Source organism: Ruegeria sp. AH3 (assembly GCF_056536265.1).
The window spans coordinates 2,296,157-2,317,959 of sequence record NZ_JBQFJL010000001.1 but is presented as its reverse complement, the minus strand read 5'-3'; the positions used below and the strand labels follow the sequence as shown (position 1 = coordinate 2,317,959).

Below are 21,803 nucleotides of genomic sequence, written 5' to 3'. Positions count from 1 at the left end.
GGTTTAGGAATGGTTAACGCCAGCCACCATTGCGGTGAATTTCGGCCATGCGCCCGGATCGGCAACGGTTTTGTCACGACAAGACGGATTGCAGAAGCCCCAGACTTGACCGTCGAGCTCAAGGTAGTCCGTAACAGGTTTACCGGAATACGGGCAGCCCGTGTTGACCGATGGGCCGGTTTCAACGGCTCTTGCCTTTAAGGATCCACCAATCGGCCAGTTCTGTTCAGGCAGGTTTTGCGGATAGGGAAAGGGATCATAAGAGATTGTCAGGCCCATCGCGCGCCACTGGCGGACAGGCGAATCCGACAGAAGCTCAAGGCAATAGGCACGATTTGCCTCAGACACCGGCAGGCCATAGCCAATGATCCGCGCAGCAACCGGAGCGTAAAACACATCTGCTAGGGAATAGGCCCCGAATAGCGGGCCGGTTTCTGCACCCGAGACGTTGCGGGCATGTGCCCACAGTGTCTCGATCCGGCTTAGGTCGGACAGCGTGTCCGGTGACGGCTTGAATCCCTCCCAGCAGTGCCGCAATTGCATCGGGCATTCGCCCCTTAGGGCCGAGAAGCCTGCGACCATCTCAGCGCATAGCCAGCGGGCCGTTGCGCGCGCCGCGGGACCGGCGGGCCAAAGCCCAGCCTCAGGATGTCGCTCGGCCAGTGTTTCTGCCATGGTGAGGCTTTCGCCGACCACGGTTCCGTCCGGCAATCTCAGGGCCGGGACGAGGCGGGCGGGGGCCAGAGACTCCATATCCGCAGCCATTGTTCCGGCATAAAGGCCAATCATGTGAGAGCGGTAAAGCAGGCCGAATTTCTCGAGCATAAGCCACCCGCGCAGGGACCAGCTGGAAAACAGGCGGTCGCCGATGAAAAGGTCATAGGTCATGTTTGAACGATGTCGGATCAGGTGGCGCAGGTAAATCGTTGATTTGTGCGTAAGTCCATCACGGTTGATGATTGATGCGGCCCACGGACCAGCGGTCGCCGTGATGGGTAATCTCGGTGACCGAGAGGTTGTCGATCCTATGGCCAAAGGCCTCTTGCGCGTCGACTTCCAGCGCGCGCTGGACCTGGGTCAGGATCACACCGAAATGGGCCACTACGATTAGATCACGCCCGGTATGGGCCGAAATCAGCGTATCGATGGCTGCATCAACCCGTGTGCGCACCTCGTTCCAGCTTTCACCACTCGGTGGACGCACCTCGCCCGGATTGTCCCAATAAGCAAAGCAAAGTTCGGGGTCTTCGGCTTCGATCTCCTTAAAACTGCGCAGCTCCCAACTGCCAAAGTTGATCTCGCGCAGATCGCGGTGATGCGGCAATCGTTTCCGTGCGCCCTGAATGGCACTGGCGGTGTCGGCCGCGCGCGACAGGTCGGATGAGATCACGATTGCCTCAGTCGGAAGATGGGCAGAGAGGCGATCAATCGCTGCCGTATCACTCAGGTCAGCGGGCAGATCGGACCAACCGACCATGGTTTTTGCATGAGTGGGCCCGTGCCGGACCAGATGCAGCCGGGTCACAGGGGCGCACCTTTCAGGACCAGAGGCAACCCGGCGGTTACTTGCACGACCCGATCCGCCTGGGCAGCCAGCGCGATGTTCAGCCGTCCCTGCGCTTCGCGAAAGCGGCGGGACAGGGCGTTGTCGGGGACGATCCCATGGCCGACTTCGTTCGATACGATGACGATCTGCGCTGCGCAGTCTTTCAAGGCGCCAAGCAATTTTGCCTGAACCTGATCAAGATCGGCTTCAGCCAGCAAATGATTTGTTAGCCACATGGTGGCACAATCGATCAGGCAGACCTGATCTTCCGTCAGCTTCGCCAGCTCGGGAGGCAGCTCAAAAGGTGCCTCTATTGTCACCCATTTGCTGCCTCTTTGTGCAATATGTTGCCTAACTTTCTGGCGCATCTCATCATCAAACATTTGTGATGTGGCCAGATAAACCCGGCTTTTCCCTGTGGAAACAGCAAGTTGTTCGGCAAAAAGCGACTTTCCCGAAGCCGCGCCGCCCAACACAAAGGTTAAATTGGGGTGCACTTTTATTACCTTTCTGGTGATCCACCCGGTTTTGTTCTGCGTATCGACCTCAGGTCGGCAAGACAAGCCCGGTCTATAGCCTGTGGTAAAGGGAGAGTTGCATGGCACTGGACAACGCAAACGATTTTTCGATGTCCCGACAGGCAATGAAGGCTGAGTTGCTGGATGCCGAGACCGAATTGAAGCTGGCTTATGCCTGGCGTGATGACCGGGACGAGCAGGCCCTGCATCGTCTGATCACCGCTTATATGCGCCTGGCGATTTCGATGGCGGCCAAGTTCAAACGCTATGGCGCGCCGATGAACGACCTGATCCAAGAGGCCGGGCTGGGCCTCATGAAGGCTGCAGACAAGTTCGATCCGGATCGGGGTGTGCGCTTTTCGACCTATGCGGTCTGGTGGATCAAGGCCAGCATTCAGGACTACGTCATGCGCAACTGGTCCATGGTGCGCACTGGCTCGACCTCATCTCAGAAGTCGTTGTTTTTCAACATGCGCCGGGTGCAGGCACGGTTAGAGCGCGAGGCCGCGACCGAGGGTCTGGATCTGGACCGACACCAGTTGCATCAGATGATCGCTTCTGAAATCGGCGTTCCCCTGCGCGATGTTGAAATGATGGAGGGGCGGCTTGCCGGGTCCGATTTTTCCCTGAATGCGGTTCAGTCGACGGACGAAGACGGGCGCGAGTGGATTGATGCGCTGGAAGATGATCGGGAGCAAGCGGCTGAAACCGTAGAAAACAGTCACGACAGGCAACAGCTGCGCGAATGGTTGGTCACCGCGATGCAGGCGCTGAATGATCGTGAACGTTTCATCGTGCGCGAACGCAAGCTGCGTGAACCGTCGCGGACGCTGGAGAGCCTGGGCAAGGAACTCGGACTGTCAAAGGAACGTGTACGTCAGCTTGAGGCTGCAGCTTTTGTTAAGATGCGCAAGAACCTTGAAGCGCAATCGCGCGAGGTGCAACACTTCTTCGCATGAAACTCTTTGCGATTCTTGTAGCGTTTGTGCTGTTTGCAAGTGCTGGCCAAACGGTCCGCGCTGCAGAATTGATACCTGACGATGTATTGGAAGCCATGCAATCGGCAGATGTCGTTATCTTGGGCGAAATTCACGACAATCCGCGGCATCACCTCGTCCAGACCGAGGCGATCGAAGCTATTGGGCCCTCGGGCGTGGTCTGGGAAATGGTGACGGAAGAGGGCGCTCAGCGTTTGGCGCAGAAGGCGGCGGCCAACCCCGAGGAATTGTCACGGATTCTACGCTGGGCCGAATCCGGATGGCCCCCGCTCAGCATGTATTATCCGGTATTCCAGGCGTCGAATGCTCCGGTTTACGGTGCGATGGTCCCACGAACTGCTGCGCGGGCCGCGATGGAACGGGGCGCAGCCACTGCGCTGGGTGCGGATGCGGCGCGATATGGGCTGACCATTCCGCTCTCACCCGAAGATCAGGCGGCGCGCGAGGCAGATCAGCTTGCGGCTCATTGCGACGCGTTGCCTGCCGAGGCTTTACCGCAGATGGTGGCGATCCAGCGTTTGCGCGATGCCGTTCTGACACGTGCCATCCTGCGTGCCACCGATGAAACCGGTGGCCCGGTTGCCGTGATCACCGGCAATGGCCATGCTCGCAAGGATCGCGGTATCCCCACATTCCTGTCGCGCTTGCGTCCGGGGTTGAAGGTCTTCGTTTTGGGACAGTCCGAGGACGGTCTCATCTCTGGTGAGTTTGATGCGGTGATTGACAGCCCCATTGTCGAGCGTGAAGACCCCTGCAAAGCCTTTGAGACACAGAATTAACTGCTGGAACTGCCCGGCTGCCTTGCCTAATGTCGGGGCCGACCGGGACGGAAGGGCAAGACATGTTGGCAACCAAACGCATTCTGCTGATCATCGGCGGCGGGATCGCGGCCTATAAGTCGCTGGATCTGATCCGACGGCTGCGCGAACGCGGTGCAGCGGTGACACCGGTGCTGACTCGTGCGGCAGAGGAATTCGTGACCCCCTTGTCCGTTTCGGCACTGGCCGGAGAGAAAGCCTATCGCGATCTGTTTGACCTGACCGATGAAGCCGAGATGGGGCACATCCAGCTATCACGTTCTGCTGATCTGATCGTGGTGGCGCCTGCGACTGCTGACCTGATGGGCAAGATGGCCGGGGGGCTGGCCAATGATCTGGCCTCGACGCTGCTGATGGCAACCGACACGCCGGTTCTGTGTGCGCCTGCTATGAACGTGCGGATGTGGGATCACCCAGCGACGCAACGCAATCTGGCGCAACTGCAGGCGGACGGTGTCCGTTTCGTGGGTCCGAATGAGGGCGATATGGCTTGCGGCGAGTACGGCCCGGGCCGCATGTCGGAACCGCTGGAGATCGTGGTTGCGATCGAGGCGCAGCTCGGTGATGGGCCGCTCAGGGGCAAACGCGTGCTGGTAACTTCTGGCCCGACACATGAACCGATTGACCCGGTGCGGTATATTGCGAACCGGTCCTCGGGCGCTCAGGGGACGGCAGTGGCACGGGCGCTGGCGGCGCTCGGGGCAGAGGTGGTTTTTGTCACCGGACCTGCCGAGGTTGCGCCACCCGAAGGGGTTCAGGTCGTGCCGGTCGAGACGGCGCAAGAGATGTCCGATGCGGTCGAGGCCGCTTTGCCCGTGGATGCAGGGGTCTTTGCGGCTGCGGTAGCGGATTGGCGCGTTGCGACGGCCACGGACAAGAAGCTGAAGAAAAGCCGAGACGGTTTGCCTACTTTGGAATTCGCCGAGAATCCGGACATCTTGAAACGTGTAGCGCGGATGAAGGCGGGACGCCCTGCGCTCGTTGTAGGTTTTGCCGCCGAGACGGATAACGTGATTGAGCACGCAATCGCGAAACGTGCGCGCAAAGGCTGCGATTGGATCGTTGCGAATGATGTGAGCCCGGCGACGGGTATCATGGGTGGCTCTGAGAATGCGGTGATTCTGATCTCGGACGAAGGGGCTGAGGAATGGCCGCGCATGGGCAAGGACGCGGTGGCCGAACGATTGGCGCAGAAGATTGCCGCGGTTTTGGCAGGGTAAACTCCGTAGAAAATGAGAGGTTTGGGGATGGTTGCAATTCGTGTGATCCGCGAGGACGGGGCCGATCCCTCGATCCCGTTGCCTTCGTACGAAACTACGGGGGCCGCAGGGGCGGATGTTCGGGCCAATCTACCGGGAAAGGCAACAATTACACTGGACCCCGGTCAACGCGCCTTGGTGCCTACCGGCCTGCGGATCGAGATTCCGCAAGGGTTTGAGGTGCAGGTCCGCCCGCGCTCGGGTTTGGCCCTGAAACACGGCATCACATTGCCGAACACGCCCGGAACCATCGATAGTGACTATCGTGGTCCTCTCGGTGTGATCGTGCTGAACGCAGGTCAGGACCCGTTCGAAATCACCCACGGAGAACGCATCGCCCAGCTTGTCGTCGCTCCAGTGGTGCAAGCCACATTCGAAGCCACCGACACGCTGTCTGAAACCGACCGGGGCGCGGGCGGTTTCGGTTCGACCGGGCGCGGCTGATGCTGCTGGTCCTGATCCTTGCGGCAGGCCTATGGGGGATCGGCTATATCGCAGGCGTGTCCCGTATCGCACGGATGGCATCTGTCGGCATGCTACTGATCGGTGTCATCATCGCTCAGTTGGTGTTGCCCGAGGCACATCCGTTGCGTCAGGCGACAGGTGGCTCTGCCGCGATGTGGCTGATCCTGACTGGCACTGCGCTGCTGGCTCTGCTTTATGGGCGAGGCGTGAAAGCGCTGCGAAACCGAGCGGAAGCCGCCGAGGCCAAGGAACCCAGAATGCCGTCAGATCAATTCACCGAGACCGAGCTGGAACGCTATGCCCGCCACATCGTCCTGCGAGAGCTCGGCGGCCCGGGGCAGAAAAAGATGAAACAGGCACGGGTTCTGGTGATAGGGGCTGGTGGTCTGGGTGCGCCTGCTTTGCAATATCTGGCTGCGGCGGGCGTTGGCACAATCGGTGTGATTGATGATGACGAGGTTGAAAACGCCAACCTTCAACGGCAAGTTATCCATCGCGATGCGGATATCGGGATGCCCAAGGTATTTTCGGCTCAGGCCGTGATGCAGGCGCAGAACCCGAACGTGACTGTTCTGCCCTATCATCGTCGGCTCACGGAAGAGATCTCTGCCGATCTGTTCGCAGACTTCGATCTGATACTCGACGGCACTGATAATTTCGATACACGTTATCTGGCCAACCGAACCGCAGTCGCGCTGAGCAAGCCACTGATCTCGGGCGCTCTGTCGCAATGGGAGGGTCAGCTGAGCGTCTTCGATCCCGCCAGGACCGGCCCCTGTTATCAATGTATCTTTCCCGAGGCCCCGGCCCCCGGCCTTGCCCCATCTTGCGCCGAAGCAGGAGTGATCGGCCCGCTTCCCGGCGTCGTTGGGTCAATGATGGCGGTGGAGGCGATCAAGGTCATCACCGGGGCAGGGCAGGCACTGCGCGGAGAGATGTTGATCTACGACGCCCTCTATGGCGAAAGCCGCAAGATCACACTCTCCAAAACTGCCGATTGCCCGATTTGCGCAGGTGTGGGTGCTTAAAGCAACCGCCGCGTGCCACCGGCACACGGCCTGGCGCAACCCTGCCAAGGTGCATCTTTGATGCGCGCTGCGGGGGCGGGAGCGTTCCTTAACCCAAAGCGCGATCCAGATCAGCAATCAGATCTTCGGCATCTTCCAGACCAACGGACATGCGGAAAATCCCGTCGCCCGCATATCTGCGGTAATCTTCCAGTTGAACTCCCTGCAGTTTGAAAGAAGTCTCCATCAGGCCTTCGGTTTCCATCCAGAAAATCAGACTGCGATGGTGTCCCAATGACACGGCGTAGTGGATGACCTCTAGGCGCTCGATCATCTGCTGCGCAATGCGCTCTCCGTCGGCGGTACTTCCGACCTGGAACGAAATCATGCCTGATGTGTTCGACATTTGCCGTGCAGCCAGCTCCGCCTGTGGGTGCGAAGACAGGCCCGGATAAATCACCTGTGAAACCCGTGGATTTGCTTCAAGCCACTTTGCGACCTCTATGGCACCGGACTGATGTGCCTTCATACGCAATGGCAGGGTCGACGCGCCTCGGGCAATCAGCCAGGCATTGAACGGAGACAGGATTCCGCCGTGATGGATGCTCGCTTCGGCACGCATCTTGGATATCAGCTCGGCCGATCCGGTGACGGCCCCGCCGACGGCATCGCCATGCCCGCCGATATATTTCGTGATCGAATGCATCGTCAGATCGACACCCAATGCGACAGTGTCCGTGCCTAGGGGCGAAGCAAAGGTTGCATCGCAACTATGCAACGCACCAACCTCGCGCGCCTGTTGTGAGACGGCCGCCAGATCGGTCAGGCGGTTGATCGGGTTCACCGGCGTTTCCGTATGGATCAGACGCGTGTTGGGCCGTATCGCGGCTGCGACCGCTTCCAGATCAGACATATTGATCACCGAAACCTCGATACCCATTCGCGGCAAAGTCTCGCGCGCCAGTTCAGCCACGCCGGCGTAAGAGACATCCGAGACGATCAGATGATCGCCCGCCGACAGGAAGGTAAAGAAAATGGCCGATGCCGCCGCCATGCCTGAGGCCGTCGCCAAACAGGCCTCGGTTCCCTGCAAGGCCGCAATCTTGGCCTCCAATCCCGCGACTGTCGGGTTCGCCCAGCGGGAATAGAGATAAGGGCTGTCCGGCGTCAGATCATGCGCAGAAAATCCGGCCAGATCCTCAACAAGGTAGGTCGAGCTCACATGGATCGGTGGGGCCGATGCATTGGTCGCGGTGTCGGGCGGATCGCCTGCATGGATTGCGGTTGTCATAATCCCGGCGGAACGGTTCGATCTGGTCATGTCCTGTCTCCTTTGACAGGAACACTGCGCAGGTGAGATCGCTCGCGCAAGCGGGTCTGCGACAGAATCCGATCTTTCCGATCCACTGCCTCTGGACCATTGCCCCCGGCCTACCTAGCTTGACCAGCAAAGGAGATCAGAATGACGAACCCGATCCTGTCCGACTGGACAACTCCGTTTGAACTCGCCCCCTTTGCCAAGATCTCGGATGACGATTTTGCCCCCGCTCTGGAAGAGGCACTGAAGGCGCATAACGCGCAGATCCAAGCGATTGCGGCCAACCCAGATGCACCTACGTTCGCCAATACCATCGAAGCCTTGGAGGCCGCAGGCGAGCAATTGGATAAGGTCCTGTCGGTGTTCTTCACGGTTGCGGGTGCGGACAGTAATCCCAAGCGCGAAGAGCTGCAGCGCGATTTCTCGCCGAAACTGGCGGTGCATTTTTCGAGGATTTCATCCAACAAGGCTTTGTTTCAGCGCGTGGCTGATCTGTGGGCACGCCGCGATGAGCTGCGTCTGAGTGACGAACAGGCGCGCGTTCTGATGCTGTCGCATCGTGGTTTCGTGCGCGCAGGTGCTGCGCTGGAAGGTGATGCCGATGCGCGCATGCAAGAGATAAAGGCACGGCTTGCCTCGCTGGGCACGTCCTTTACCCAGAACTTATTGGCGGACGAGCGCGATTGGTTCATGGAGCTGACCGAGGATGATCTGCAGGGCCTGCCTGAATTTGCGGTCAATGCCGCACGCGCTGCAGGGCAGGAGAAGGGCGTGGACGGCCCTGTAGTTACGCTCTCGCGGTCGATCATTGTGCCGTTCCTGCAATTCTCGCCGCGCCGGGACTTGCGCGAAAAAGCCTACCGCGCTTGGACTGCGCGCGGCGCGAATGGTGGCGACACTGACAACCGGGAAATTGCGGCGGAAATTCTGCGCTTGCGTGAAGAACGCGCCAAGCTCCTAGGCTATGACAGCTTCGCCGAGTACAAGCTGGAGACCGAGATGGCCCGCACGCCGGACCGTGTGCGTGAGCTGTTGATGGACGTATGGGAGCCCGCCAAAACCCGCGCAGACGCGGATGCTGAAGTGTTGACTGCAATGATGCAAGAGGATGGCGTCAATGGCCCGCTGGCGGCTTGGGACTGGCGCTACTACGCTGAGAAACGCCGCAAGGCCGAACATGATCTGGATGAGGCAGCGCTGAAGCCCTACCTGCAGCTGGACCGGATGATCGAGGCGTCTTTTGCCTGCGCCAATCGCCTGTTCGGACTGGAATTTACACCGCTGGATGTGCCGCTCTACCACCCTGATTGCCGTGCATGGGAGGTGACCCGCGACGGGCAGCACATCGCGGTGTTCATCGGGGATTATTTCGCGCGCGGATCAAAACGCTCGGGTGCATGGTGCAGCGCGATGCGAGGGCAGGCGAAATTCCCGAAAGTGCAGGCCCCGGTCGTGATCAATGTCTGCAACTTCGCCAAAGGTGACCCGGCGCTGTTGTCCTATGACGATGCGCGCACGCTGTTTCATGAATTCGGTCACGCGCTGCATCAGATGCTGTCCAATGTGACTTACGAAAGCATCTCGGGCACCTCCGTTGCGCGTGATTTTGTTGAACTGCCCAGCCAGCTTTATGAACATTGGCTGGAAGTGCCCGAGGTTCTGGCCGAATTCGCCACCCATGCCGAGACGGGCGCACCGATGCCGCAAGAGATGCTGGAAAAGGTGCTGAAGGCGGCCAATTTCGATCAAGGATTCCAGACGGTCGAGTATGTGGCCTCGGCTCTGGTCGATCTGGCATTCCATGACGGCGCTGCACCCGCTGATCCGATGGCGAAACAGGCCGAGGTTCTGGCCGATATTGGCATGCCATCCGCCATAGGAATGCGCCACGCCACCCCGCATTTCGCCCATGTGTTTGCAGGCGACGGATACAGCTCGGGCTACTACAGCTATATGTGGTCCGAGGTTATGGATGCCGATGCTTTTGCGGCGTTCGAAGAAGCAGGCGGCGCATTTGACCCAGAACGCGCCAAGGCGCTGGAGGACAATATCCTCTCAACCGGTGGTTCGCGTGAGGCGGAGGAGTTGTACCTGGCATTCCGCGGGCGTCTGCCGGGGGTCGAGGCCTTGCTGAAGGGTCGCGGGCTGATCGCGGCCTAATACCCCAGTTCGCGGTCAACGAGGTGGAGAAAGGGCTCGCCCGCTTCACCTCGGCGAATGTTCTCGCAGATCACCTGAGCGGCGGTCACCGGTCGGGTCTCAGATGCAATATGGGGCGTCACCGTCACATTCGGATGCGCCCAATAGGGATGCTCGGTCGGCAGCGGTTCGATGCGGAAGACGTCTAGCGTGGCATGTCCGACCTGCTCTGAATTCAGTGCGGTCAGCAGGGCGTCATCATCGATCAGAGGTCCGCGGCCCGGGTTGATGATCTTGGCCCCTTTTGGCAATAGGGCAAGCGATTCTGCGTTCAGCGTGTTTTCGGTCGCCGGCGTGTCTGGCAGTAGCAGAACCACGATCTCGGCCTGAGACAGGGCATCACGCAGGCCGTCCGCCTCGTGCAGGCAGGTCACTCCGAGAATGTCCTTTGCGGTCCGGCTCCAGCCGATGACGTGAAAGCCCAAATCCGCCAGCGCCCGCGCCGCAGCCGCGCCCAGCTCACCCAAACCCAAAACGACCACGGTGCGTTGGGATGCCAAAGGCGGCGCATCCGGTTCCCATGTTGTATCCTGTTGGGTGATATGGCGGTCCATGCCGAGGTGATAGCGCAGCACATGGCCCACCACCCATTCCGTCATGCCCTGTTTCAGCCCGCTGTCCACCATGCGCGTCAGCGGTACGGTCAGAGTCTCATTGCCCGATATGCTTTCTACCCCGGCCCAAAGACTGAACACCGCCTTGAGGCGGGTGAACGGGGTGAAATTCCGCAGCCCTCCGTTCGGGGCATAGACCACATAATCGACCTGATCCGCGGGGATGTCCGTGGCCAGATGAAAATCTGACCCGGCCTCGGTCAGACCCTTGCGCAGCAGCGGTTCATATTCCGGCCACAACCCGGGGCGGGCGGAAAACAGGACGTTAACGGGCATTGGTACCTCTTAGCGGGGACGATGGATATGGGCGCTTTGCACGATGCCGAAGGCGGCCATCAGCACTAACATGGCCGAGCCGCCATAGCTGACCATCGGCAATGGCACACCGACAACCGGGGCAAGCCCCATGACCATCGACATGTTGACGGCAAAGAACAGGAAGAAGTTCAGCGCAATGCCCAGCGTCACCAGGGACGAGAAACGATCTTTGGTTGCCAGAGCCGTGACCATGCAGAAGATCAGGATCATGGCATAGAGGATCAGCAGGGTGATACCGCCGACGAAGCCAAACTCTTCGGCCAATGTGGTGAAGATGAAATCGGTGTGTTTCTCGGGCAGGAAGTTCAGCCGTGATTGCGTGCCCTGCATGAACCCGCGCCCGTTCCAGCCGCCCGAGCCTAAAGCGATCTTGGATTGGGTGATGTGATATCCAGCCCCCAACGGATCGGTTGAAGGGTCCAGAAAGGTATCAATCCGGCGGAACTGGTAATCTTTGAGCAATTGCCATTCTGTTCCGCGACTATTGAAAACGGTGGCGATCAGGCCGACCCCTGCCGCAATTACGGCGGCGAAATAGGCCCAGTGGACACCGGCGAGGAACATCAAACCTCCGCCTGCCGCCAGCAGCAGGATCGAAGTGCCGAGGTCTGGCTGACGTAGGACCATAAAGGTCGGGATCAGGATCAGAATGACTGGGATGATCACCCAGAGTGGTCGCGATGTTTTATGGGCAGGCAACCAGTCGTAATAGGCAGCCAGCACCATCACCAGCGCCACTTTCATCACCTCAGAGGGTTGGAGTCGCATGAAGCCGAGGTCAATCCAACGCTGGGCACCCATGCCGATCGTTCCAAACAGCTCCACCACGATGAGCAAGCCGATTGAGCCCAGATAGGCCACGACCGACATATTTCGCCAAAACCAGATCGGCACAAGCGCAATGATGAACATGACCGCTAGGCCCAGACCGAACCGTTCTATCTGCGGTTCAGCCCATGGTGTCCATGACCCACCGGCTACCGAATAGAGCATCAGGAAACCTGCGCTCGCCACGCTGATCAGCAGCAGGGTCAGCGGCCAGTTCATATAGAAGAACTTGCGGAACCCGGAGGGCGTGGATTTGACGGCGTATTCGAGATAGCTCATGCGCGGTCCTTCACGTCAGGACGCGCTTTGGGGCGGCGATCCCCCTCAAGCCGTTTTTGTTGTTCCTTGATGCGCTCACGATCACCGGTCGGATACGCCTCAAGCGGGGGCGTTCCATCGTAAAGCGCTTGCAGCATGATGTCGCGCGCCACTGGGGCCGCGGCCTTTGAGCCGCCGCCGCCATGTTCAACCACAACAGCGACTGCGTATTTTGGATTGTCGTAGGGTGCGAAACTAACAAATAGTGCGTGGTCGCGGCGCTCCCATGGAAGATCCTCGTTGCGGATCACGCCTGCGGCGCGTTCGGCCTTGGTGATGTTGCGCACCTGACTGGTACCCGTCTTGCCCGCCATGCGGAAGTCATCTGCGATGATACGGCTGCGATAGGCCGTGCCGCGCCGGTCGTTCGAGACCGAGAACATGGCTTTGCGCACCTGTTCCAGATTGTTTCGGTTCACCGCCAGAGGCTCGCCCGCTCCCGAGGGCTGTTCTACCCCGTTGATCGAGCGAACAAGGCGCGGTGTCACAGCTCGCCCGGTCGCCAGCCGTGCCGTCATCACCGCCAACTGCAGCGGTGAAGCCAGCATGAAGCCCTGACCGATCGAGGCGTTCGCCGTGTCACCAATCAGCCATTCCTGCCCGTGTACCCGCTCTTTCCAATCCTGGTTGGGGGTCAGGCCAGCCGCCACGGCGGACATCGGAATATCGTGCTTGACCCCCAGTCCAAAGGTGCGCGCCATCTCGGATATCTTGTCGATGCCAACCCGCAGGGCGACATCATAGTAGTAGACATCGCAGCTGCGCTTCAGCGACAGTTCCAGATCAACAGTTCCATGCCCGCCGCGTTTCCAGCAGTGGAATCGGCGGCTGCCGACCTTCAGATGGCCGGGGCAGTATACTGTGTTCGACGGGCCGATCACTCCGGCTTCAAGCGCGGCCAGCGCGGTGATCATCTTGAAGGTCGAACCGGGCGGATAGGTGCCTTGCACCGTCTTGTTGGCCAGCGGGCGGTACTTGTCATTGGTCAGCGTGCGGTAATCAGCAACTGAAATACCGCGAACAAACAGGTTCGGATCGAAGCTTGGGGCCGAACTGATGGCGCGGATATCTCCGGTTTCGCAGTCGATCACAACAGCGGCGGCGCTTTCTCCGGCCAGGCGGGCCTGCGCGTATTGCTGAAGATCTGCGTCGACCGAGAGTTGCAGATCCGCCCCGGCAGTGCCTTCCTGCCGGTCGAGTTCACGCATCACGCGGCCCGTGGCGTTAACCTCGACCCGCTTGGCTCCGGCTTTGCCGCGCAATGGAATTTCCTGCTTGGCCTCAAGCCCGACCTTGCCGATCTGGAACCGAGGGATGCGCAGCACCGGTTCGGGGTCGTCGATCTGGCTGAGATCATAATCGCTGACCGGGCCAACATAGCCCACCACATGGGCAAAATCCTCGTACCGAGGGTATTGACGCGTCGATCCCACCTCGGGCGTGACACCGGGCAGGGCAGGGGCGTTGACGGCGACTTTCGAAATATCTTCCCATGTGACCTGATCGGCGAGCGTGACCGGCAGAAATGGGGCAGAGCGGCGCATCTCGGCTTTCGCGCGCTCAATTTCGTCTTGGGTGAGGGGGATCAGCTCGGAGAGCTTGGTAATGACCTTGTCGATATCGCCTGCATCTTCGCGCACCATCACGATGCGATAAGATGGCGAATTCTGACCGATGATCTGCCCGTTGCGATCATAGATCCGCCCGCGTGTCGGGGGGATCAGACGGATATTGATGCGGTTTTCCTCGGCCAGCAGGCGGTATTCGTCGGCCTGATCTACCTGCATGAACCGCATGCGGACCGCCAGCCCGCCAATGAACGCGGCCTGCAACCCGCCTAAAACCAGCGCCCGGCGAGGCAGCCGCTTATAGGCGAGGCCCTGTGATTTCGGTTTGCGCTGTTTCATGCCCGCGCCCCCGGGGTTGTGCTGTCCGTGACAGACTTGCGACGCACGCCAAACGCGCTCTGACTGAGCAGGGCGATCACAGGATAAGCCGCAATTGTCAGAACAACTTGTATCACCACCGGTCCCAGCGTTGCCTGTTGCACAGACAGAATAGCAAGAATGACGCGGTTGAGCACAAAAACTGCCGTGATCACCGCGCCTACGTTGGTCCATTCGCTGACGAACCCGCCATCCCGCATCCCCGGCGCAGCATTGCGCAGATAGGCTGCACCCAAAACCACCAACGCAGCCATCAGCCCCGGAGGACGTTGCAGCAATAGATCAGCCATCAGCATCACGAACGCAATCGCAAGGATCGGCACATACTCCGGGCGGCGCAGCACCCATGCAAAAGTCAGTGCAATCAGGATATCCGGAAAGGGCCATCGATCCGGCTTGCTATCGAGCGGCAGTAGGTGCAGGAACATCACCAGCACTGCAAGCGCGATATAAAGCCCGCGTTTCAGCCAGAGATGTGAGGTTGGCCTATCCATCGGTAACCTCTTGCGGAGTTAGTGCAGCCGCAGGTTGCCGGGGTCCGACGATGCCGCCGGGGTCCTGAATGGGTTGGGCGGATTGGAAGCGCAGGACGCGCAGGAACTCGAGCCGTTCAAAATCGGCTGAAAGCCGCACGCGCAACCTGCCGCCCGGATCGACGGCAATCTGACCGATCAGCAATCCACCTGGAAACACGCCGCCATCTCCGGATGTCACAACGCGATCTCCGGGGCGGACGAACTCGCGATTCTCGAGGAACTCAACCAGCGGCGATGCGCTGTTGTCACCTGCGATCAGCGCGGTTTGACCCGAGGGCTGAATGGTTGCCGGTATCGCGCTGGATGCATCCGTCAGCAGGATCACCCGCGCCGTATCCGGCCCAACCCCCGAGATACGTCCGACCACGCCGATCCCGTCCATCGTGGCCCAGCCATCGACGATCCCATCACGCTCGCCCACATTCAGCAGCACGGATTGCCGGAAAGGTGAGCCACTATCGGCCATCACCACGCCGGTCACATATGTAAGCCGGGGATCAAGCCGCACATTGTTCAGGTCCAACAGGCGCGCGTTCTCCTGCTCCAGCTGCAGCGCGGCCTCTTTCCAGGCGCGCATCAGGCGCAGCTCGCTACGCAGCTCCTGATTTTGTTCGCTCAGGCGCTGATAGCTTTGGAAGTCCCGCACAAGATTGACGGCACCAGTGACCGGCACCATCGCCCATTCCATCGAAGGGACAACCGTATCCACCACCTGCGCCCTGAACCGCTCGACACGCGGGCTATCGATGCGCCAGACCAGAAAGATCGCCAGCAAGCACAGAACCACGATCCCCAGCAGCAGGCGGCGCAAGGGGGTTGTGTATTCATCGCGCTGTGATCGGTCCTTTGCCACAGGTTACCTTCCCGTGCTGCTCGTGCCCGAGGTCTTACCCTATCAGGGTGCGCGCCTTAGCTGTCGTAGTCAATCGCGTGGCGCAGTTGTTTTTCGTATTCCAAAGCCTTGCCGGTGCCCAAAGCCACACAATTCAGGCTTTCATCGGCGATCGACACGGCCAGACCTGTCTGTTCGCGCAATGCAAGGTCCAGATCGCCCAGCAGAGCACCACCACCAGTCAGCATCACACCCCGGTCGACAATGTCGGCTGCCAGATCGGGCGGAGTGGTTTCCAGTGCGGTCATCACGGCCTCGCAGATCTGCTGGACGGGTTCCGACAGCGCCTCGGCCACCTGTGCCTGGCTGATCTCGATTTCCTTGGGTACACCGTTCAGCAGGTCGCGACCGCGGATATGCATCGACTGGCCGCGGCCGTCGTCGGGCATGCGGGCGGTGCCGATGGTGGTCTTGATGCGTTCGGCAGTGGATTCACCGACCAACAAGTTTTGCTGACGACGCAGGTACGAGATGATGGCCTCGTCCATACGGTCTCCACCGACGCGAACCGAGCGCGCGTACACGATGTCGCCCAGCGACAGAACGGCCACCTCGGTGGTGCCGCCGCCGATATCGACAACCATGTTGCCGGTTGGGTCGGTGATCGGCATCCCGGCACCAATCGCGGCCGCAATCGGCTCGGCAATCAGGCCCGCGCGCCGCGCGCCAGCAGAGAGAACCGACTGGCGGATTGCACGCTTTTCGACCGGTGTCGCGCCATGCGGGACACAGACGATGATTTTGGGCTTCGAGAATGTCGAGCGCTTGTGCACCTTGCGGATGAAATGCTTGATCATCTCCTCGGCGGTGTCGAAGTCGGCAATGACACCTTCGCGCATGGGGCGGATGGCCTCAATAGAGCCGGGGGTCCGGCCCAGCATCAGCTTGGCATCTTCACCGACGGCCAGAACCTTTTTCACTCCATCCTTGACGTGATAGGCCACGACGGATGGTTCAGACAGGATCACGCCACGCCCTTTGACATAAACCAGCGTATTCGCCGTCCCGAGGTCAATTGCCATGTCTGCTGAGAACAGGCCGCCCAGATTGCCAAAGATGCCCATATTTTCACTGATCCCATTTGTCAGAATTTCCACTGCCCGCGACTCGACGGTTCCGGGACGGATGCCTTATAGGGTGCCAACTCGCCCGGTTAAAGGGCTGATTCCGCGACAATCAGCACCTTTCCGCCTTATTGATAGGGACTTTAGAAGGCAAAATGCTCTCATATCAACACATTTACCACGCTGGAAATCTGGCTGATGTGCAAAAGCACGCATTATTGGCATGGACGCTGCGTTATCTGACGCAAAAGGACAAGCCGATCAGCTATGTCGAGACGCATTCCGGTCGCGGTCTTTATCATCTTGATGCGGCCGAAGCTGTCCGAACAGGCGAAGCTGTCGCCGGGATCGCGCGCGCGCAACAGGAGGGGTGGTTTAGTGCAGAACATCCGATGACCCGCGTGCTGAAGGCGGTGCAGTCCCGTCATGGCGCTGCGGCCTACCCGGGATCACCATTGATTGCGGCCAATCTTTTGCGGGAACAGGATAGTCTGCATTTCGCCGAGCTACATCCGGAGGAGTACGCGGCGCTGTCACTGGCGCTGTCGCCCTACGGGGCAAAGGTTTATCGGCAGGACGGTTTCGAATTGGCCCAGTCCTTGCTGCCTCCGGTGCCAAGACGTGGAATGATGCTGATCGACCCCAGCTATGAAGTGAAGGCGGATTACGAGCGGTTGCCGGGGTTGATCGCCAAGCTGCACCGCAAATGGAATGTCGGAGTGATCGCGCTTTGGTACCCGATCCTGACGGATGCACGCCACAAACCCATGGTTTCGGCATTGGGTGCCGCGGGCTATCCCAAGTCGATTTGCCACGAGGTGAATTTCCCGCCGGTGCGCGAAGGGCATCGAATGGTTGGGTCGGGTATGTTCATGCTGAATGCGCCTTTTGGCATCGAAGATGAGATCGATCGCCTCTCGGACCTGTTCGCAAAACTCTGAGAAGCTGGATGATAAGAGTACGGAATTGCTCCCGCCTCGTTTGCCAGCATCAAAGATGCCGTCAAACGAGTTGGGCCGGCAGCGCGCCGCAGGCGCGCTGCCGGGCCCAAAGCCGCAAGGGGGGTCGGCGTAGCCGGGCACCCGCGGGTGCGGGAGCCCTCCCCTTTGATCAGGTCAGGTCTTTGTAGCTGATCTCGCGCGTATCGGCACCCGGGCCAGCCTTTTCGCGACGCATGATCAGACGGTTCAGGGCATGGATATAGGCTTTGGCCGAGGCCACAACGGTATCCGTATTCGCAGATTGACCGGTGGCGATCATGCCGTCCTCTTCCAGACGCACGGACACAGTGGCCTGCGCGTCGGTGCCTTCGGTCACTGCATGAACTTGATAAAGCTGCAGATGGGCCTCGTTCGGGTAGATCGCACGGACCGCCTTGAAGGTCGCGTCCACAGGACCATCACCGTGTTCCGTCGCGATGATATCCTTGCCGTCAACCTCCAGCTCCACGGTCGATTCTGCCTGACCACCGGTGCCGCAGGTGACCTTCATCGAGACGAGTTGCAGGTGATCGTTGGCCTCATCATCGTCCAGCGTCATCAGCGCTATGAGGTCATCATCAAAGACCTCTTTCTTGCGATCGGCCAGATCCTTGAACCGCACGAAGATATCCTTCAGCTGGTTGTCCCCAACCTCATAGCCCAACGTTTCCAGCTTGTCGCGCAGCGCTGCGCGACCTGAGTGCTTACCCAAGGGCAATGAGGTGCCGGAGAGGCCGATATCCTCGGGGCGCATGATCTCGAAATTCTCGCGGTTCTTCAGCATCCCATCCTGATGGATACCGCTCTCGTGGGCAAAAGCGTTCTTACCGACGATGGCCTTGTTGAACTGTACCGGGAAACCCGCCACGGTCGCGACCCGGCGCGAGATATGCATGATCTTGGTGGTGTCGATACCGGTATGCCATGGCATGATGTCGTTGCGGGTGCGCAGCGCCATCACCACCTCTTCCAGCGCCGTGTTGCCTGCGCGCTCGCCCAATCCGTTTATGGTGCATTCGATCTGGCGCGCGCCGCCCGCGACAGCGGCCAGAGAGTTCGCGGTCGCCATGCCAAGGTCGTTGTGGCAATGGGTGGCGAACACCACTTCATCCGCACCGGGTACCGTTTCGATCAGGCGCTTGATCAGGTCCGCGCTTTCGACCGGAGCGGTGTAGCCCACGGTGTCCGGGATGTTGATGGTGGTTGCGCCTGCCTTGATCGCGATTTCGATCACGCGGCAGAGGTAGTCCCATTCGGTCCGGGTCGCGTCCATCGGCGACCACTGCACGTTCTCACACAGATTACGGGCGTGGCTGACTGTCTCATGGATTTTCTCGGCCATCTCGTCCTGAGTCAGGTTTGGAATGGCGCGGTGCAGCGGGGACGTACCGATGAAGGTGTGAATACGGTTTTTTTCAGCGTGTTTCACCGCCTCCCAGCACCGGTCGATGTCGGCGAAATTGGCGCGGGCCAGACCGCAGATGCGGCTGTTTCTCGAACGCTGCGCGATCTCGGACACGGCCTTGAAGTCACCTTCGGAGGCGATGGGGAAACCGGCCTCGATAATGTCGACACCCATCTCGTCGAGCAGTTCGGCAATCTCAAGCTTTTCGTCATGGGTCATGGTTGCGCCTGGGCTCTGCTCGCCGTCGCGCAAAGTGGTATCGAAGATCACGACGCGGTTTTGGTCGGTCACGTTAGTCATGGGAATCTCTTTCTTCTTCTGTCCTAAAGCCTATGGCGCGCGGGCGTCCTCCTCTGAGCGGGCGCGCCGGATGGCACGCTCAGAGGCGGATTAGGATCAGTAGGCCACGCAGCGACGCACCGCGAAGGGCGGTGTCGGCAACAAGGATATCTGCGCGGTTGATCATGGGGTTGAGCTTATACAGCGCGGGGCGCGATTGAAAAGAAGGAAATTCAGTTGCGGTGAAATTTGGATGCACAGTTGATGGGGCGGGCTTTCCACCTAGCTCGTGCAGCATGAAAAACGCATTGATAATCGGCGCATCCGGCGGAATTGGTCGCGCCCTGAGTACATGCCTGCAGTCGCAGGGCACGGCTGTGGTCCGTCTGTCGCGATCCGGGGATGGGTTTGATCTGACCCAACCCGAAGTGGCGGACCAGATGTTGTCCGACCTTACCGGCCCATTCGACGTGATACTGGTTGCGTCCGGCGCATTGGAGATCAATGAAACGCCGCCCGAGAAGTCTATTCGGGCAGTCACGGCACAGGCGATGATGGATCAGTTTGCCCTCAATGCGGTGGGTCCGGCGCTGGTTCTGCGCCATGCGCCTCGTCTGCTGCCGCGAGATCGCCGGGCGACAATTGCCGTACTGTCTGCGCGCGTCGGGTCCATCGGCGACAATCGGTTGGGTGGCTGGGTCAGCTATCGCGCGTCCAAGGCGGCGGTGAATCAAATCGTTCATACGGCAGCGATCGAACTCGCACGGACGCATAAGCTGGCCTTGTGCGTCGCTCTGCATCCGGGGACGGTCAAGACCGCTTTTACCGAGAAGTACCTGGGCCGCCATCCCGTCGTTGAACCCAGTGAAGCCGCAGCCAATTTGATTTCCGTTATCGACGGTCTTACACCGGCCGAAACGGGCGGGTTCTATGATTGGGCCGGGAAACCCGTGCCCTGGTAGGCGGTATCAGCCGTCATTTGCGTCCGTGTTGGTCGGATCCGATTCAGGTTCTGACGCTTCGGCGTCGGTCGCTGAGGTCGCCGGCTCAGGTGGCGTTTTAGCTTCGCTTGCCAGCGTGTCATTGTCCCAGACACCGGTTTCAACCTCACCACCGGCATAGCGCATGGTGCCGTCGCCATGGCGTTTGTTGTCGAGGAAGTTGCCCTCATAGATATCGCCGGTCTCGTAGGTGGCCGTGCCAAAGCCGCTGATTTTTCCATCGAGCCAAGCGCCGGTATAGCTGAACCCGCCGGGCCGGGTGAGCGTGCCCTGACCCTGACGTTTCCCATCCTCGAAATCGCCGTTGTAGGCGGTGCCATCCGGGAATGTAGCTTTGCCCTTGCCATGCCGAACGCCGTCAATCCATTCACCGTCGTATTGATAGCCATTGGCAAAGGTCAGCACGCCTTTGCCGTGGCTGCGGGCATTCCTGAACTGTCCCTTGTAAACGGTGCCGTTGGGGTAGCTCGCGGTTCCAGAACCTTCGAAAATACCCGCCACCCAATCGCCATCATAAACGGTGCCGTTCGGGTATGTCGTACGGCCTTTGCCGTGAGGAAGGTCATCCTGAAAATCGCCTACATAGACCGAACCATCCGCATAGGTCACTTCGCCCAGGCCCTGAATCTGACCGTTTTGCCACTCGCCGCTATATCGAAAACCGTCGGTACCGGTGAAGGTTCCCTGTCCATTGCGCATATCATCGGCGAAATTGCCCTCATAGACGGCGCCATTGGCATGGGTGACCTTGCCTTCGCCCTGCCGTCGTCCATTGGCCAGAGTGCCCTCATAAACATCACCGTTGGCATAAACCAGACGCCCGGCGCCGGTCATCGTATCCTCGACCCAGTCACCGGAATAGGTGAAGCCGTCTGCCATGTTCTGAGCACCCGTTCCGTGGCGTTGTCCGTTTTTGATACCGCCTTCATATGTGCTGCCATCGGCATAGGTGATCTTGGCCGTGCCCTCTTTCCGGCCCTCAATCCAGTCACCGTCATAAACATACCCGTCCGGGCCGGTCAGCACGCCTTTGCCGTGGCGTTTGGCATCCTCAAAGGTACCTTCATAGCGCATGCCGTTGGTGTATTCCGCGATACCCGCCCCGTTGATCGCGCCCTCGGACCAGTCGCCTTCATAGGTGCGTCCATCGGCATAGATGATCTTACCGCGTCCCTCGGGCCGACCTTTCGAAAAATTTCCTTCATAGACAGCGCCATTGACGTAGCGTGCGATTCCCTGGCCCTGAATCTCGCCTTCGACCCATTCTCCGGAATATTCGAATCCGTTGGGCAGGCGATAGGTTCCTGTCCCGTGACGCAAACCGTTTTCAAACGTACCTTCATACACGCCACCTACATCGTCATCCGCAATGACGACCTGGCCGTCTTGCTGGGCGATGGTCGCCTGCGCCAACAAGGCAAGCGTTGCTGCGGCAATTGAGATGCGGATCGCGTTCATGGTCGTACCTGCCTGCGGGGTAGATTGAATGTGGTT

General features: G+C 59.7%; 20 protein-coding genes. 8 read left to right on the top strand and 12 right to left on the bottom strand.

All coding sequences use genetic code 11. The features are described 5' to 3' along the window. Positions 1 to 3: 3 nt before the first annotated feature. Genes ACR3EM_RS11680 through cobU form a run of 3 tightly spaced genes read right to left on the bottom strand, consistent with a single transcriptional unit; the run spans position 4 to position 2,043 of the window. The gene (locus tag ACR3EM_RS11680; RefSeq protein ID WP_480470859.1) at positions 4 to 888 is read right to left on the bottom strand and encodes a glutathione S-transferase N-terminal domain-containing protein; all 885 of its coding nucleotides are present in this window, start codon (positions 886 to 888) and stop codon (positions 4 to 6) included. Between the two features lie 58 nt (positions 889 to 946). Further along, a complete protein-coding gene (locus ACR3EM_RS11675) occupies positions 947 to 1,525 on the bottom strand; it encodes a histidine phosphatase family protein (protein WP_480470858.1) in 579 nt (192 codons plus the stop codon). Further along, the gene (cobU, locus tag ACR3EM_RS11670) at positions 1,522 to 2,043 is read right to left on the bottom strand and encodes a bifunctional adenosylcobinamide kinase/adenosylcobinamide-phosphate guanylyltransferase (protein ID WP_480470857.1); all 522 of its coding nucleotides are present in this window, start codon (positions 2,041 to 2,043) and stop codon (positions 1,522 to 1,524) included. Before cobU ends, ACR3EM_RS11675 begins: the two co-directional genes overlap by 4 nt. Before the next feature lie 101 nt (positions 2,044 to 2,144). On the opposite strand from cobU, the gene ACR3EM_RS11665 reads away from it, so the two are divergent. The 5 genes from ACR3EM_RS11665 to ACR3EM_RS11645 all read left to right on the top strand — a co-directional run bounded on the left by ACR3EM_RS11665 (position 2,145) and on the right by ACR3EM_RS11645 (position 6,632). Then, a complete protein-coding gene (locus ACR3EM_RS11665; RefSeq protein ID WP_480470856.1) occupies positions 2,145 to 3,023 on the top strand; it encodes an RNA polymerase factor sigma-32 in 879 nt (292 codons plus the stop codon). Further along, positions 3,020 to 3,841: a ChaN family lipoprotein gene (locus tag ACR3EM_RS11660; protein WP_480470855.1), complete on the top strand. Its 822-nt coding sequence runs from the start codon at positions 3,020 to 3,022 to the stop codon at positions 3,839 to 3,841. The genes ACR3EM_RS11665 and ACR3EM_RS11660 overlap by 4 nt, the downstream gene beginning before the upstream one ends. Before the next feature lie 62 nt (positions 3,842 to 3,903). Then, positions 3,904 to 5,100 (top strand): bifunctional phosphopantothenoylcysteine decarboxylase/phosphopantothenate--cysteine ligase CoaBC, encoded by a 1,197-nt coding sequence (coaBC, locus tag ACR3EM_RS11655; protein WP_480470854.1) that lies wholly within the window; start codon positions 3,904 to 3,906, stop codon positions 5,098 to 5,100. 27 nt (positions 5,101 to 5,127) lie between these two features. Continuing rightward, positions 5,128 to 5,583, top strand: coding sequence for a dUTP diphosphatase (gene dut / locus ACR3EM_RS11650; RefSeq protein ID WP_480471920.1), 456 nt, complete (start codon positions 5,128 to 5,130; stop codon positions 5,581 to 5,583). Beyond that, positions 5,583 to 6,632, top strand: a complete 1,050-nt coding sequence (locus ACR3EM_RS11645; RefSeq protein WP_480470853.1) for a HesA/MoeB/ThiF family protein — start codon at positions 5,583 to 5,585, stop codon at positions 6,630 to 6,632. Before dut ends, ACR3EM_RS11645 begins: the two co-directional genes overlap by 1 nt. Before the next feature lie 88 nt (positions 6,633 to 6,720). Here ACR3EM_RS11645 and ACR3EM_RS11640 read toward each other — a convergent pair whose 3' ends face one another. Next, entirely contained in the window at positions 6,721 to 7,932 is a 1,212-nt protein-coding gene (locus ACR3EM_RS11640; RefSeq protein WP_480470852.1) for a trans-sulfuration enzyme family protein, read from the bottom strand. A 141-nt stretch (positions 7,933 to 8,073) separates the two neighbouring features. Here ACR3EM_RS11640 and ACR3EM_RS11635 point away from each other — a divergent pair, with 141 nt between their 5' ends. Beyond that, positions 8,074 to 10,089 (top strand): M3 family metallopeptidase, encoded by a 2,016-nt coding sequence (locus tag ACR3EM_RS11635; RefSeq protein WP_480470851.1) that lies wholly within the window; start codon positions 8,074 to 8,076, stop codon positions 10,087 to 10,089. Here the strand turns inward: ACR3EM_RS11635 and ACR3EM_RS11630 are convergent. The 6 genes from ACR3EM_RS11630 to ACR3EM_RS11605 are packed head-to-tail and all read right to left on the bottom strand — an operon-like array spanning position 10,086 to position 16,644. Continuing rightward, a complete protein-coding gene (locus ACR3EM_RS11630; protein WP_480470850.1) occupies positions 10,086 to 11,018 on the bottom strand; it encodes a 2-hydroxyacid dehydrogenase in 933 nt (310 codons plus the stop codon). The two genes, ACR3EM_RS11635 and ACR3EM_RS11630, sit on opposite strands and share 4 nt — an antisense overlap. A 9-nt stretch (positions 11,019 to 11,027) precedes the next feature. Next, a complete protein-coding gene (gene rodA, locus ACR3EM_RS11625; RefSeq protein ID WP_480470849.1) occupies positions 11,028 to 12,167 on the bottom strand; it encodes a rod shape-determining protein RodA in 1,140 nt (379 codons plus the stop codon). Beyond that, positions 12,164 to 14,113, bottom strand: coding sequence for a penicillin-binding protein 2 (gene mrdA / locus ACR3EM_RS11620; RefSeq protein ID WP_480470848.1), 1,950 nt, complete (start codon positions 14,111 to 14,113; stop codon positions 12,164 to 12,166). The genes rodA and mrdA overlap by 4 nt, the downstream gene beginning before the upstream one ends. Further along, positions 14,110 to 14,646: a rod shape-determining protein MreD gene (locus ACR3EM_RS11615; protein ID WP_480470847.1), complete on the bottom strand. Its 537-nt coding sequence runs from the start codon at positions 14,644 to 14,646 to the stop codon at positions 14,110 to 14,112. Before ACR3EM_RS11615 ends, mrdA begins: the two co-directional genes overlap by 4 nt. Next, positions 14,639 to 15,541 carry a rod shape-determining protein MreC gene (gene mreC, locus ACR3EM_RS11610; protein WP_480470846.1) on the bottom strand — a complete coding sequence of 301 codons (903 nt, stop codon included), beginning with the start codon at positions 15,539 to 15,541 and terminating at the stop codon, positions 14,639 to 14,641. Before mreC ends, ACR3EM_RS11615 begins: the two co-directional genes overlap by 8 nt. A gap of 56 nt (positions 15,542 to 15,597) precedes the next feature. Continuing rightward, positions 15,598 to 16,644 (bottom strand): rod shape-determining protein, encoded by a 1,047-nt coding sequence (locus tag ACR3EM_RS11605; protein ID WP_480471919.1) that lies wholly within the window; start codon positions 16,642 to 16,644, stop codon positions 15,598 to 15,600. Between the two features lie 155 nt (positions 16,645 to 16,799). On the opposite strand from ACR3EM_RS11605, the gene ACR3EM_RS11600 reads away from it, so the two are divergent. Further along, a complete protein-coding gene (locus tag ACR3EM_RS11600) occupies positions 16,800 to 17,585 on the top strand; it encodes a 23S rRNA (adenine(2030)-N(6))-methyltransferase RlmJ (protein ID WP_480470845.1) in 786 nt (261 codons plus the stop codon). Positions 17,586 to 17,754: 169 nt separating this feature from the next. Here ACR3EM_RS11600 and ACR3EM_RS11595 read toward each other — a convergent pair whose 3' ends face one another. After that, a complete protein-coding gene (locus ACR3EM_RS11595; protein WP_480470844.1) occupies positions 17,755 to 19,329 on the bottom strand; it encodes a 2-isopropylmalate synthase in 1,575 nt (524 codons plus the stop codon). A 275-nt stretch (positions 19,330 to 19,604) separates the two neighbouring features. Here ACR3EM_RS11595 and ACR3EM_RS11590 point away from each other — a divergent pair, with 275 nt between their 5' ends. After that, complete coding sequence (locus ACR3EM_RS11590) at positions 19,605 to 20,270, top strand: SDR family NAD(P)-dependent oxidoreductase (protein ID WP_480470843.1); 666 nt, start codon at positions 19,605 to 19,607, stop codon at positions 20,268 to 20,270. A 6-nt stretch (positions 20,271 to 20,276) separates the two neighbouring features. Here the strand turns inward: ACR3EM_RS11590 and ACR3EM_RS11585 are convergent, their stop codons facing one another. Then, positions 20,277 to 21,767 carry an MORN repeat-containing protein gene (locus ACR3EM_RS11585; RefSeq protein WP_480470842.1) on the bottom strand — a complete coding sequence of 497 codons (1,491 nt, stop codon included), beginning with the start codon at positions 21,765 to 21,767 and terminating at the stop codon, positions 20,277 to 20,279. Positions 21,768 to 21,803 lie beyond the last annotated feature (36 nt).